The organism is Sulfurimonas sp. HSL-3221 (assembly GCF_021044585.1).
In the GTDB taxonomy this organism is placed as follows: Bacteria; Campylobacterota; Campylobacteria; order Campylobacterales; family Sulfurimonadaceae; genus Thiomicrolovo; species Thiomicrolovo sulfuroxydans.
In genome coordinates, this window is record NZ_CP087998.1 from 1,473,041 (window position 1) to 1,485,599 (window position 12,559).

Genomic DNA, 12,559 nt, shown 5'->3' on the forward strand with positions numbered 1-12,559 from the left:
GTCTCCTTTGTGTTGTTATATTTGTATTTCATCAGTTACTTGCTCACTCATTTTCTTCGTTTTTTGTGGTACCTCTGGAAAATTGACTCTACCTACAGAGTTTAGTATAGCTTTGCGGCATTTTGTTGCAAATCTACTATCACGTTTATCCTTCAGATATTTGGCAACCTCAAAAAGATCGGGACAAAATATAAGAGCTGTAGAACTTGTAGTAGCTGCCGTAATACATTTTGTAGTAAATGGTTCAGATCGTTCATTTATGGGAAGCAGTCTATATGCATTGCCAAATAAAACTGGCTTTGCAGGCTTGTCAATCTCATCACGTTCCAAATCTTCATGAATATTGAGTGCCAATTGACGAAGTTTATCAATATTTACTGCTTTATTATCCTTTCCTTCTGCCTCACCAATCAATCTACCTTCTTTTGATTCAAAAACAGCATCGAATTCAGATTCACCATTATCAAATTGTGAAACTTCGAAACCAAGTGTCTTTAGGGCATCAAGAATTGCATATTCAAGAGGTTTGCCTTTTTCAAATAGAAGGTTTCTTAGTCGCTCCAAGTCGTTTATTTCATCAACAATAGCTTCTTTTTCAATTTGTATGAGTTCAAGTTTTTCTTCAATCTTAAGAAGTTTTTCATAGGCTGTATTTTCTTGATCTAGTTTATATTGTGAATCTTTTGCCCACTCAGGTTCAGGAGTAAGTTCGCCTGTAGAACGTAAAGACTTGTCAAGGGAAACAATTTCTTTGATAAATCGTGCAGCAAATTGTTTCCCTTCAGACGACCATTCATCTTCTTCATCTTCTTCATTAAAAAATGTGTCTTGATAAAAGTCTACATCTGGCAAACATACTAATGCACCAGCAGAATTCTTAGAACGGGCAATAGTACCAACTACCTTCTCACCATGTTTAGTGACGAGACAAGGTATACCTCCACCTTCAATTATGACCTTGTAGGATGAAGCTCCAGAAAACTCATTCCAGTATGAAGAAATCAATTCAGTGTTTTTTGTAGAGAGTTTAATTTCTTTACCTTTGGAATTAATTAGCTTGAAATCTATTGGGATAGAACGGTAATTATTGTAGTCAGCTACTATTCTTGTTATTTTTTGATTCCTACCTGTCCCGGAATATTCTTTTTGACCTGTCGCAATACTTATTAGTTTCAACTCATCCATAAAAACAATAACCAGTTTCCCATGTTCAACAGCTGTCTTGATTTCTCGACGCCAATGCTCAGTTTGTGCTTTTAGCTTGAAAGATTCATTATCAGAAAGACATGGCTTGCCTTCAAACATACTCTCACGTCTATAAATGTAACCGTTTATATTGGGTTTAAAAAGAATAATATCCCAGTCTAATAGAGAAATATCGGAGTCAAAATCGGAATAACCAATATTTTCGTCTGGAAGAGAGAATCCAATTGCTAATATTTTTTTCTTTGCCATAAACTATCCTATGCTCTTACATTCCAACATAACGTTTAAAATGAGCAATCAAAAAGCCGGCCGCGGGTTTTTGATTGGTCTCCTTTGATTTGTTATCTGTGTTTTGCAATTTCATCAATCAAATCTTGGTTTTTGTCAAATGCTTTATCTACATACTTCACTAAAACTCTATTTACAGTTTGAGTTATGTTTGCATTTTCACAAAAGTCATCGTATCTTAAATGTTCAAAAAAAGAATATTTTTCTACCAATTGTTGATAGTCATTAGTTGTAAAATTTTGAACCCCTATGGCGTTGTATGCCAATAAAACCAACTGATTTTTCGTTAATTGAGCCCTTAACATATTTGTATATTCTTTTGCTTCTTCTTCATCTTTAATATAGACATTGATGTATTTTAAAATTTGATATAGGTTGATGAAGTAATATTTAAATGTGGTGTCGTAAGAGTTATTGAAATCATCAAATGCACTTTGAAAATCTAAAAATTTATCCTTATTCTGAGATTGGTAATTTTCATTTTGTATGTATTCTTGAAATTTGTTCTTCAAAAATTTAAAAGTTTCTTTACCTTGATACGTTTCTTCATCTGATTCAATAACAAAATTTTCTGTAATGTTGTTAAGGAGATTCAACATTTGAAAAAACTTGTTGTCAAATTCTTGATTTTGCAAAGCTTCTTTTTGTCCTTTAAATTCTGCTCTTGCTTCTTTTAGTTCTTGTGTTTGCAAAATGACAGATATTATGACGCCTGCAAATGCTAATCCTGTAAATAAACTAGTTAGTACGTTGAAGCTATCTCCAAAAACACCAAGACTTTCCAGAGACATACTAGGTGGTATCTGAAAACTCAAATTAGTTGCTATTGCAATTACAGAAGCAAAAAAGATAACCCACGCTATGAATATGGCAATAAATACATTTTTATGCTTTTTTATGAAATCTTTGATGACATATCCTTTTTTTTCACTATTAAGATAACTCTTTATTCAATGCACAAAATGTTCAATTATCTATTGGGAAACCCTCTTCATCGTACATCTCGTCATAGATGCAAATGAATATACCATCTATCGACTTAACACAAAACAAAACTAATTAATACAGAAATAGAAGGATGGGACGGTGGCAACCGACCCGGGAGAGGTTTTAGTGGCGGTACTCTTTATGGTGTCCGTAGGCGTGCCCGTGACCGTTGCTGCGTTTATAGACGGTACGGCCCTCTTCGTAATATCCCGCCGGGTATCCGGACTCATAATAAATGACCGGTTCACCTCTGTAAGCGTACGGCGCACGGATGACGCAGCCGGTAAAAAGCAGTGGGATGAGTGCAAGCAGTAGGTATCGCATCTTCTATCCTTTTTTCTTTTAGATAGGAAAAGCATAGAAAAAAATCGTGAGTAGATCGTGACGCGGTTAGCCCTCACGGGCTAATCAGTGCGCATTGTTTTCAGTACCGGTGTCCCCTATGGTAGCCGCCGTACGGATAGATGTCATAGTAGATGACCGGACCGTGATGATGCGGCCCCGGCACCCGGACGACACAGCCGCTGAACAGAAGCGCAATAAGCAGTATGAACAGGTATCGCATCGTTTATCCTTTTGTCGTTCTTTTCAGAAAGCATAGGAAAATTTCATGAGCCGTTTGTGAGAGAGAAATACGGACTAGGCGTGGCGGTTAGAGAGGAGAGGTTTGCTCTTTCGAGCAGACCTTTTAAAGGATGTACTCCCCGTACTTCGCCAGCCAGGCGTCGAAGGCGCCGTGGGTCGCGATGGATTCGTCCTTGACGATGACGTCCTTGACGAGCATGACGCCGAACTCCGTCGGGAGGGTTTCGCTGTAGGTGAAGAGGTGGTCTTTGTGGGTGTCGGAACCGTTGTAGTACTCGACGAGCGCGGAGACGAGCGCGTAGAGCAGTGCCGGCTGGTTCGGGATCTCGGGGTAGTGCCCCTCGTAGATCGCCGCGACATCCGGCAGCTCCTCGTAGACCTTGACGTAGGAGACGAACTCGATCCCGGCGGCGTATCCGATGGTGCCGTAGATAACCGGGGCGATCTTGCCAATATCCATGTTGGACTTCAGGATGTTCGAGAGCATGTGGTAACTGCGCGGCGTGGCAAACGCCGGGTTGGCGTCGTCCTCGACGACCGGTTCGGTCGAGAGCAGGTCCGGGCGGAAGCCCAGGAAACCGATGACGAAGTGGTGCAGTTTCGATTTCAACGCGAAGAGCTTGAAGTCGTCGAAGCGGGCCTGAACGTGCAGGTGCACCATCCGGTTGGCCAGCGGCGTCGGCAGGCGGAAAACGACCCCACGGTCGCTGACGCGGTTCCCCGCGCAGATGATCCGCCACCCGTCGGGCAGGTCGTACTCGCCCATGCGGCGGTTGAGCACCAGCTGGTAGATGGCCGCCTGCACTGACGGCGGCGCGGAGTTGAGCTCGTCGAGGAACAAAATTCCCTCAGAATCGGGATCTTTCGGAAAGAAGACCGGCGGCATCCAGACCGTCTGCTCGTCGCGGATCGCCGGGACGCCCCGGAGATCGACCGGGTCCATCTGGGAGAGGCGCACGTCGACGAGCTCCAGTTTGTTCTTTTCCGCAACATCGGCAACAATGTAGGATTTGCCGATGCCCGGGCTGCCGTGAATGAACAGAGGGGTATCTGTCTTAATCAGCGTATCGATATGGTCGTAAAGTTCCGTGGTCGAGATCGAGGGTGTTGTCATTGAAGGGTAGCGTTCCTTTCGTGGGAGTGATTAATGTCGCGTGCCTGAAAAATCAGACACTCAGCTCTTTGACCATGCATTTAAAGCAGGTGAGCTGATCATCGCAGGTGGCGCAGGCCGGGGCGATGGAGCCGACCCGGTCATAGATGTATTTTTTCCAAAGCTTCTCTTTGGGCTTCTCCGCCGCCAGCTTCGGGAAGTTCTTTTTCATGAACTGACCCATCTCCGTGCGGCTGTGGAAACCCATATCCTCGTAGAGATGGTCCATCAGCAGCGATTTCTGCGCGACCAGGGGCGCCAGGACGGTCTTGGCGTAGTAGTTGACCGCATACGCGGAGAGGAGTGTCTTGACATCTTCATACATTTTGACATGTTCAGGCGGCATGATAGCTGTCATGGAGTCTCCTTGAATATAACTCATCAACATGCAAATACCGTTCTACTGTCTGCCGTAGAGCAGATAGAGATAGTCGTGAATGTCGCTGAGGAAGAAGCGGCGGTTGTCCCGCTCCTCGAAATGCCCGACCCAGCCCGGGTCCCCCTCCGCCGTCATCTTGCTCGGATGGACGAACTCGTTGTAGGGGAGCGTCGCCTTGAGCGGACCGCAGTCGTTGATGGCGTCGACGACCGCCTCAAAGATCGCATCGAGCGTTTCGTCGTCCGCCGTGAGGTACAGATTTCCGTCTTTCTGGTAAAAGCGGTAGATGTTCAGGATCTTCTGTGCTTCGGCACTGTGTGCTTTGTTCATTTTCTTGACATTCATAGCAAGGGCACCTCCATATACCCTAACGTTCCAGACCGAAGACGCCGACATAGAGTATGTCTTCCGGCGTCTCCAAAAAGGTCTGCAGCTTCTTATCGTAAAAGGCGCCGATGGCCGTGTACCCTACCCCGCGCGCGGCGGCTTCCAATGAGAGGCCGTGCGCAAAGGCGGCCGAGGCCATCTGCAGGTCCGCACTGTACTCGGGCGTGCTCAAGACCATGACGATCTCCGCGTTTGAGACGAAACGCTGATCGACCAGCATCGCGGCGATGGACTCGGCGAAGTCGCCCGTCTTTATCCGTTTGCCCCCGCGGTAGACACCGGCCGGGGTCTGATCATCCCGGAGCACGATCGCGTAGGCGTTCAGCCACTCCGGCGTTCGCGTGAGCGTATGCATAATGCGTTCAAATGCATCCGCCGGCATCGTCTTCCCGGCGAAGACCCGGGCGGAACGGCGGGCGCGCTGCAGGGCCTCGTCGGCGCTGCCGCCCATGCGCGGCGGCAGGGTCGTGCCGACGGGATGGTGCTGCACGATCCAGCCGGGAACGACCCCGTCGCTTTCGTCGTAGTCCGTGGGCGCCACCTGCATCAGGGGCGTTTTCGGCAGCTTGACGGGTTTCTCGCCCGCCTTTCCCACGGCCATGGCCGCGCAGACGAACTCCTGCTGCCCGAACCCCATCATGTGGTTCAGCGCCGAGAAATCCGCCTCGCCCAGCAGCGTCGTTTCAAGCCCGTGCGCTTCCATCGCGGCGCAGAGCGCGCCGATCTGGTGACCGGCATCCATGTAGCAGTAGCGCCAGGCGCGGTGGCCGTACTTCCATTCGGAACGGAACGGAACGACGCTGACGACAAAAATGAACCCGTCGAAGCGCGTTTCCATCCCGACGAAGTGCTCCAGCCCCTCGGCGCCGCATTCGCGGATGAGGACCATCTCCTCTTTGAGGGCGTCCAGGTGGTAGGTACCGCTCAGCACCCCCTTGACCCCCCGTACCTGTACATAAAGCTCCACGGGGTGGAGGTTGCCGGCAGAGGGGGTATTGAGGCGCAGGTAGGGTTTGCCCCCGACGTCACCCTCAAAGGTGATGCAGCGCGAAAGCGCCAGCGGAGCGAGCTCTTCATGGGCGTCAAAACCGATGCGGTAGAGAAACTCCGGGTAGCGTTTGAAAAGGGAGGGCTGCGAAGCCCAGTCGATGTAGCCGCCGGAACGGGCGACACGCAGCGGCGTCAGCGCCGTGGCATCATACAGCTCACGCATAGCGCAGCTGATTGAGGACGTCCCGGTTAACGGCGAAATCGATGGCGCAGTAGCCGTCCATATTCTGCATGGATTTGTCGGCGCCGAGGGAGAGAAGCGATTTAACGCTATTAAGACGGGAAGCGGAGACGGCGTACATCAGCGGTGTTTCGCCGTTCTCATTGATGTCGTCAATGTCCGCACCGGCAGTGAAAAGGCGGGCAATGATCGCGGCACTGTCGGCATAACAGGCGTTGAAGATAACGCCGTTGAAGTCGTTGTTGACCGCATAAAGGTCCACGCCGGCTTCCAGCAGGCGCTCGACCATCATATCGTTACCCTCCAGCGCCGCCTGCAGCAGCGGAGTATTACCGTTGAAGGCCCGGGATTCCAGGTCGCTGGGGTCAAATCCGCGTGCCAGCAGCCACGCAATATAGTTCTCTGCCATAACGAACTCCTTGATCAAAAGAGGCTTAGACGCTCATCCACTCTTCGTGAGAATGGCCGTGACCGGTCTTCTTCTCGTTGACCAGTTTGTCAACGGCTTCGATACAGGCATCGTAGTTGACTTCGTCGACGATCTCGGGAACGATCTCGCGGTAGGCGACAAGACCGTCACGGTCGATGACGTAGACGGCGCGGGCCATACGGTCTTTGAGTTTGCCCTCGCTGATCAGCAGGCCGTATTTTTTCGCAAAGTTGCGGTCCGGGTCGACGACAAGTTCCGCGGCGTCGATGGACTCTTTCTCGGCGAAGTCTTTGACAAAGTCAAGATCGTCCGTCGTCACCATGACGGCGTTGAGCTTTTTGAAGGTTTTGAGAAGATCATTGAACTTCTTTGCGCCGAGGGAACATACTTCCGTCTTCAGCGAAGGAATAGCGATGAGCAACTGGGTATTGGGAGCGATCATACCGATGACGTTCTGTGAACCGTCAAGTTTCGTAATGCGTGCCGCCGGGGCTTCTCCGCCCAGAGTGGGCTGCTTTCCGATAAGGGGGGTCGGGGTGCCGTGTACCGTAATTTCCATAACATATCCTCTGTGAGATTTCCGCTCACAATGCAAAAAACGTTCTTGTGAAATTCGCACGGGTGCCTATTTTTTATACTACATATTTGTCGCATTTTGGTGTAGGCATGGACTATAATAACGACTGAATCTAGGTTCAACCAGGCGATTGAAACCGCTATAAACTGTAGTAAGAAAGAAAAAACGTAATGATGTATGACTCCCCCGTGATCCCCGACAGGCCCGAATGTAAGACCTGTTCGTTGACCTTTGCCTACAAAGAGATCGAACTGCTTTACGAAATCGCGGTCATCCTGGCCAGTTCGACGGACATCAAGGAGACGATTGAACAGGGCATGCGCCTGCTCAAGCGTCACAACTACCTGGAACGCTGTGCACTTTTCCTGCTCAACGAAGAGGATGTACTGGACCTGTACGCTTCGATCGACCTTACCGAACAGCAGCGCCTGATGGCGACCTACCGTATGGGCGAGGGCGCGACGGGACTGGCGGCGCAGGGCGGCGAACCGGTCGTGATCGAAAATATTCACAACAGTATCGACTACCTCAACAAAATGGGTATCGTCAACAGCAAATCCGTCTCCTATGTCGCCGTGCCGGTCATCCAGGACGATGCCGTCACCGGCGTCATCTCCGCCAACCTCGGCCCCAACGCGCCGCTGAACTTCGACGAGATCGTGCGCATGCTCACCATCGTCGGTTCGCTCTTTAGCGGAACACTCGCCATCCAGCAGCGCTACCTCAAAGAGAAAGAGGAGCTCAACCAGCTCAAGATGTACTACAAAGAGGAGATGCTCAGCGAGCACCGCTTCGAGAACATCATTGGGCGCAGTACGAAGATGCGCCAGATCTTCAGCATGCTCGAGACCGTCGCCCCGACGGACGCGACGATCCTCGTACGCGGCGAGACGGGTACCGGTAAGGAGCTGATCGCGACGGCCGTGCACAACCTCAGCCAGCGCAAGAACGGCCCCTTCATCAAGCTCAACTGTGCCGCCATCAGCGAGACCCTGCTCGAATCCGAACTCTTCGGTCATGAGAAGGGCGCCTTTACCGACGCCAAAGAGATGCGCAAAGGGCGCTTCGAGCTGGCCGACGGCGGTACCCTCTTCCTCGACGAGATCGGCGACATCACCCCGGCCCTGCAGGTCAAACTGCTCCGTATCCTCCAGGAGCAGGAGTTCGAACGCGTCGGCGGTACGAAGACGATCAAGACCAACGTCCGCCTCGTCGCGGCGACGAACCGGAACCTCGAGGATATGGTCAAAAAAGGGGAGTTCCGCGAGGACCTCTACTACCGCCTCAACGTCATTCCGCTGAACCTGCCGCCGCTGCGCGAGCGCTACGAAGACGTCAAACTGCTCGTCGAACACTACATGAAGAAGTTCATGAAAGAGCACAACAAGAGCATGGTCCTCTCCAAGGCGGCCCTGGAGCTGCTGCTCGACTACCCCTGGCCGGGCAATATCCGGGAACTGCAAAATACGATGGAGCGCCTCGTACTGATCTGCCCCGAGGGCGAAGTCCAGCCGGAGATGCTCAACCACGTTCTGCCGTTCAATTACCAGAAGCTCTACAACCCCGCCACGCCGGAGCCGGCACCGCAGCCCGCGGCGGCGGCCCCTGTCGCCCCACCGCCGATCGAGGAGGCGCCGGCCAACGCCGAATCGCACCCGGTCACCAAGGCGACCCTGCAGGAGCTGGAGAAAGAGTCCATCATCCAGGCCCTGATCGAGAACCGCGGCATCCAGACCAAGGCGGCGGCCCAGCTGGGCATGACGCCGCGCCAGATCGGCTATAAGATCAAGAAGTACGGCATCGACATCTAGATGCCCCACCCCATCCAAGGAGCATAATCATGGCACACGCGACATCAGACAACCCGAGCGTTTCACCCGCCATCGGCACCACCTACGACACCTGGTTTCTCGGACGCAAAAAAGAGGGCTGCGACAAGAGCAGCAAAGGCGTTGGCGCCGTCTGCCGCGAGGTAAAACCAAGCTGGTTCCTCGGGCGCAAACCGTAGTCCCGCAGCGCTGAAAAAAACCTGGAACGCCGTTTGCAATCTCCTTCATAACAAGGAGTTAGAAATGGCAATGCACTACTATCATAAACAGCTTCGCGCACTGCGCGCCCGGCTCGCCTGCAACGGTTGTGGCGCGACCATGGCGTTTTACAGCGCCCCCGCCGCCCTCATCTACGGGGTCTGATCAGTACCGAATCGAGATATAGAAACTGAGATCGAAGGTGCCGTCCTCCGAGAGGAAGTTGTTCTTCCGGTAGACGGCATAAGAGGGCTTCGTCGTCGTTTCGTATTCGCTGCGCGGCAACCAGACGTGGTAGACCCAGTGGATGAACCGTAGAAAATCCTCGTGTCGCCCCTGCAGGTCGAAACGGGCATAGATACCCGACGCGATCTTGAACTTCGGCAGTCGGTCGCTCTGCACCTTCTCGTCCGTTTCGATACAAGCGATATAGCGGCACTCCTCCAGCGGCGTGACCGTCGGGTTGTCGTGAAAGAGCGCGATCTGGCGGTACTCCGAAAGATTGTTGTCCAGCACCCAGGTCTGCAGTTTCTGCCAGGTCAGCTTGATCATGCTGTCATACCCTTTGTGCCGGATATAGTAACTCTCCAGCTCCGGCCGCTTTTCGATGACGGGCTCCATGCCGTCGAATTCGGAGAGTTTCGCCGTCTCTATCCCCGCGCGGCGCAGCAGACGGTCCGAATAGGTTTTATACCCCCCTTCCCGCCACCGTTTTGGGCTCTTTCCGAACCGCATCTTGAACGCCTTGATAAACGATGAATGCGAGCTGTAACCGCACAGGGACGCCACCTCGGAGATCGTCGAATAGCGGTTGGTGATCAGCAGGCTCGAGGCTTTCTGCAGCCGGATCGACTTGATGCTTTCATAGATGTTCTGGCCGAACATCTCCTTGAAAATACGGTGCATATGGAACTTGCTGATCTTCAGGTCGCGGCTGAGTTCCTCCAGGTCGATATGGGTCTCGATATGGGTGTAGATGTAGTAGAGGATATCGTTGGCGATCTTCGTATGCCGCTGCAGCGTCTCTTTTCTCATACCTACATTATAGCAATAATAGACAATTTTACTATCAATTAAAAAGAAAAAAACTCACATTATTAACCCATAAAAAAAGCATGAAATAGAAAGAAATAATTTCCGGAACCCTCTAAAATGTCTCCATCCTTTTGAAACGGGATGCCCGAAGGCGTCCGAAACGGAGTCACTATGCAAACGATTACGAAAATTCTGGTCGCCAACCGCGGCGAGATCGCCCTGCGCATCATCCGCGCCTGCAAAGAGCTCGGCATCACCAGCGTCGCCATGTTTTCCGAAGTCGACGCTGAGGGGATCTGGGTCCGCAAGGCCGACGAGGCCTACCCCATCCTGGGTAATGCCCTGCAGGCCTACCTGGAGTATGACCGCATCATCTCGCTGGCGAAGAAAGCGGGCTGCGACGCCATCCACCCCGGCTACGGTTTTCTCAGCGAAAACGCCGAGTTCGCCGACGCCTGCACCCGTGCCGGGATCATCTTTATCGGCCCGAAGGCGGAGCACATCATGCTCTTCGGCGACAAAACGGCCTCCAAAGCGGCGATGAAGGCGATCGGCGTCCCCGTCATCGAGGGGACCCAGACGGCCATCACCGACAAGAAAGAGGGGGCGAAGGTCGCGGCGGAAATCGGCTTCCCCGTCATCATCAAGGCGGCGTTCGGCGGCGGCGGGCGCGGGATGCGCATTGTGCGCAAAGAGAAGGAGTTCGACGAACTGTTCGACTCCGCGACGAACGAAGCGAAAAAGTTCTTCGGCAAGGGGGACGTCTTTATCGAAAAATACGTCGAGAACCCGCGCCATATCGAGGTGCAGATCATCGCCGACAAGTACGGCAACGTCGTGCACCTCGGCGAACGCGACTGCTCCATCCAGCGCCGCCACCAGAAGGTGATCGAGATCGCCCCCTCCCCCCGTCTGAACGACGCGGTCCGCAAGGAGATCTTCCGCATCTCCACCAAGGCGATGTTCCGGCTGGGTTACGAAAGTGTCGGCACCATCGAGTTCCTCGTCGACGAAGCGGATACCGTCTACTTTATCGAGATGAACACCCGCGTCCAGGTTGAGCACCCCGTGACGGAGCTGATCTCCGGCATCGACATCATCCAGCGCATGATCGAGATCGCCGCAGGGGACAAGCTCCGCTTCCTGCAAGAAGAGATCATCTTCCGCGGCTATGCCATCGAGTTCCGCATCAACGCCGAAGACCCCCAGAAACAGTTCTTCCCCTCCTGCGGGAAGATCACAAACTACATGGCCCCCGGCGGCCCCGGCGTGCGTCTCGACACGAGCCTCTACGCCGGCTACGTCATCCCCCCAGATTACGACTCCATGATCGGCAAGCTCATTATCTGGTCGCTGGACTGGGAGGGGGCCGTCCGCAAGGCGCGCCGCGCCCTGGACGAGTTCTACATCGACGGGCTGCCGACGAACATCCCGCTGCACAAGGCGATCGTCCGCGACCAGGACTTCATCGACGGGCGTTTCACAACGGCGTACCTGGACGAGAAACTGGACAAGTTCAACCTCGACGCGATCAACTGCATCAAAAAAGAGGAGGAGCGCATGGATCAGATCAACAAGCTGATCGGTACGATCAAGCAGAACAACCTCTCCATCCGCCACTGACAAGCGCAAGACGCCCCTATCCCCCGGGGCGTAAAACCCTATAGCATATTTTTTATAATGTGAAGAAATTAATTTGTATATTATTTGATCAATTTACTTTTTTATGTGGTAATATTTTGCGTGTTTATCTTACTAACGAGGTGTTCCTTGACCACAAAAATCATCTTTTCCGACGGAAAAGTTCAGTTCATTGACAGTGCCGACACGGCATTTTGCAGCAAACTCAAAGATGCGCAGAGCGACAAAGGCATCAACGACCTGCTCTCGCAGCATATCGGCAGTTTTGACCTGTATGAAGAAATGGATGCCGGTAAGGTAGAGTGTACGGTGGATCTGCTGAAGAAAAAGCAGTCGAGCATCAAACGCATGAAGAGGGCGTTCGGCGGGCACTAGGCCCGCAATATGGAAATTAGTCCTCGCCGCGGGTAATGATCTTTGCGTCGACTTCGTCGGGGAGGTTCTTCGGCCCCGGCTTGATGTACCATACGTCGCCGTTGGTCAGGCTGACGTTCCCGCCCCACTTCTCATCGCTGTCGAACTCCAGCTCCTTGATGATCTCCTCCATGTCCTTTTTTGCCACGTAAAAGAGGATCTGACCGTCCCCGTTGTCTCTTAACATTACTTTTGCCATTGTTTTTCCTTTGTTGTTAG

Annotated in this window: 16 protein-coding genes; 4 read left to right on the forward strand and 12 right to left on the reverse strand. The window is 52.0% G+C overall.

What is annotated here, in order from left to right:
* Nucleotides 1–15 precede the first annotated feature (15 nt).
* From LOH54_RS07490 to LOH54_RS07535, 10 genes are all read right to left on the reverse strand, one after another.
* Nucleotides 16–1,455 carry a hypothetical protein gene (locus LOH54_RS07490; protein WP_231018224.1) on the reverse strand — a complete coding sequence of 480 codons (1,440 nt, stop codon included), beginning with the start codon at nt 1,453–1,455 and terminating at the stop codon, nt 16–18.
* 92 nt (nt 1,456–1,547) lie between these two features.
* The gene (locus LOH54_RS07495) at nt 1,548–2,285 is read right to left on the reverse strand and encodes a putative phage abortive infection protein (RefSeq protein WP_231018225.1); all 738 of its coding nucleotides are present in this window, start codon (nt 2,283–2,285) and stop codon (nt 1,548–1,550) included.
* A 319-nt stretch (nt 2,286–2,604) separates the two neighbouring features.
* A complete protein-coding gene (locus LOH54_RS07500) occupies nt 2,605–2,805 on the reverse strand; it encodes a hypothetical protein (protein ID WP_231018227.1) in 201 nt (66 codons plus the stop codon).
* A gap of 100 nt (nt 2,806–2,905) precedes the next feature.
* Nucleotides 2,906–3,046: a hypothetical protein gene (locus tag LOH54_RS07505; RefSeq protein WP_231018229.1), complete on the reverse strand. Its 141-nt coding sequence runs from the start codon at nt 3,044–3,046 to the stop codon at nt 2,906–2,908.
* A gap of 123 nt (nt 3,047–3,169) precedes the next feature.
* Nucleotides 3,170–4,180 (reverse strand): ATP-binding protein, encoded by a 1,011-nt coding sequence (locus tag LOH54_RS07510; protein ID WP_231018230.1) that lies wholly within the window; start codon nt 4,178–4,180, stop codon nt 3,170–3,172.
* A 52-nt stretch (nt 4,181–4,232) separates the two neighbouring features.
* Complete coding sequence (locus LOH54_RS07515; protein ID WP_231018231.1) at nt 4,233–4,577, reverse strand: nitrogen fixation protein NifQ; 345 nt, start codon at nt 4,575–4,577, stop codon at nt 4,233–4,235.
* Between the two features lie 42 nt (nt 4,578–4,619).
* A complete protein-coding gene (locus LOH54_RS07520; RefSeq protein WP_231018233.1) occupies nt 4,620–4,943 on the reverse strand; it encodes a hypothetical protein in 324 nt (107 codons plus the stop codon).
* 22 nt (nt 4,944–4,965) lie between these two features.
* Entirely contained in the window at nt 4,966–6,198 is a 1,233-nt protein-coding gene (locus LOH54_RS07525) for a nitroreductase family protein (RefSeq protein ID WP_231018234.1), read from the reverse strand.
* The gene (locus tag LOH54_RS07530) at nt 6,191–6,625 is read right to left on the reverse strand and encodes an ankyrin repeat domain-containing protein (RefSeq protein WP_231018236.1); all 435 of its coding nucleotides are present in this window, start codon (nt 6,623–6,625) and stop codon (nt 6,191–6,193) included. The genes LOH54_RS07525 and LOH54_RS07530 overlap by 8 nt, the downstream gene beginning before the upstream one ends.
* Before the next feature lie 25 nt (nt 6,626–6,650).
* Complete coding sequence (locus LOH54_RS07535; RefSeq protein WP_231018238.1) at nt 6,651–7,205, reverse strand: redoxin family protein; 555 nt, start codon at nt 7,203–7,205, stop codon at nt 6,651–6,653.
* A 191-nt stretch (nt 7,206–7,396) separates the two neighbouring features.
* Between LOH54_RS07535 and nifA the strand changes: the two genes are divergently transcribed.
* Nucleotides 7,397–9,034 carry a nif-specific transcriptional activator NifA gene (nifA, locus tag LOH54_RS07540; protein WP_231018239.1) on the forward strand — a complete coding sequence of 546 codons (1,638 nt, stop codon included), beginning with the start codon at nt 7,397–7,399 and terminating at the stop codon, nt 9,032–9,034.
* A gap of 29 nt (nt 9,035–9,063) precedes the next feature.
* Nucleotides 9,064–9,231 carry a hypothetical protein gene (locus tag LOH54_RS07545; protein WP_231018240.1) on the forward strand — a complete coding sequence of 56 codons (168 nt, stop codon included), beginning with the start codon at nt 9,064–9,066 and terminating at the stop codon, nt 9,229–9,231.
* A 184-nt stretch (nt 9,232–9,415) separates the two neighbouring features.
* Here LOH54_RS07545 and LOH54_RS07550 read toward each other — a convergent pair whose 3' ends face one another.
* Nucleotides 9,416–10,285, reverse strand: coding sequence for an AraC family transcriptional regulator (locus tag LOH54_RS07550; RefSeq protein ID WP_231018242.1), 870 nt, complete (start codon nt 10,283–10,285; stop codon nt 9,416–9,418).
* Nucleotides 10,286–10,456: 171 nt separating this feature from the next.
* Between LOH54_RS07550 and LOH54_RS07555 the strand changes: the two genes are divergently transcribed.
* Both LOH54_RS07555 and LOH54_RS07560 read left to right on the forward strand, forming a co-directional pair.
* The gene (locus LOH54_RS07555) at nt 10,457–11,908 is read left to right on the forward strand and encodes an acetyl-CoA carboxylase biotin carboxylase subunit (protein ID WP_231018243.1); all 1,452 of its coding nucleotides are present in this window, start codon (nt 10,457–10,459) and stop codon (nt 11,906–11,908) included.
* A 147-nt stretch (nt 11,909–12,055) separates the two neighbouring features.
* Nucleotides 12,056–12,301, forward strand: a complete 246-nt coding sequence (locus tag LOH54_RS07560) for a hypothetical protein (RefSeq protein ID WP_231018244.1) — start codon at nt 12,056–12,058, stop codon at nt 12,299–12,301.
* Between the two features lie 16 nt (nt 12,302–12,317).
* Here LOH54_RS07560 and nifT read toward each other — a convergent pair whose 3' ends face one another.
* Nucleotides 12,318–12,539, reverse strand: a complete 222-nt coding sequence (gene nifT, locus LOH54_RS07565) for a putative nitrogen fixation protein NifT (RefSeq protein WP_231018245.1) — start codon at nt 12,537–12,539, stop codon at nt 12,318–12,320.
* Nucleotides 12,540–12,559 lie beyond the last annotated feature (20 nt).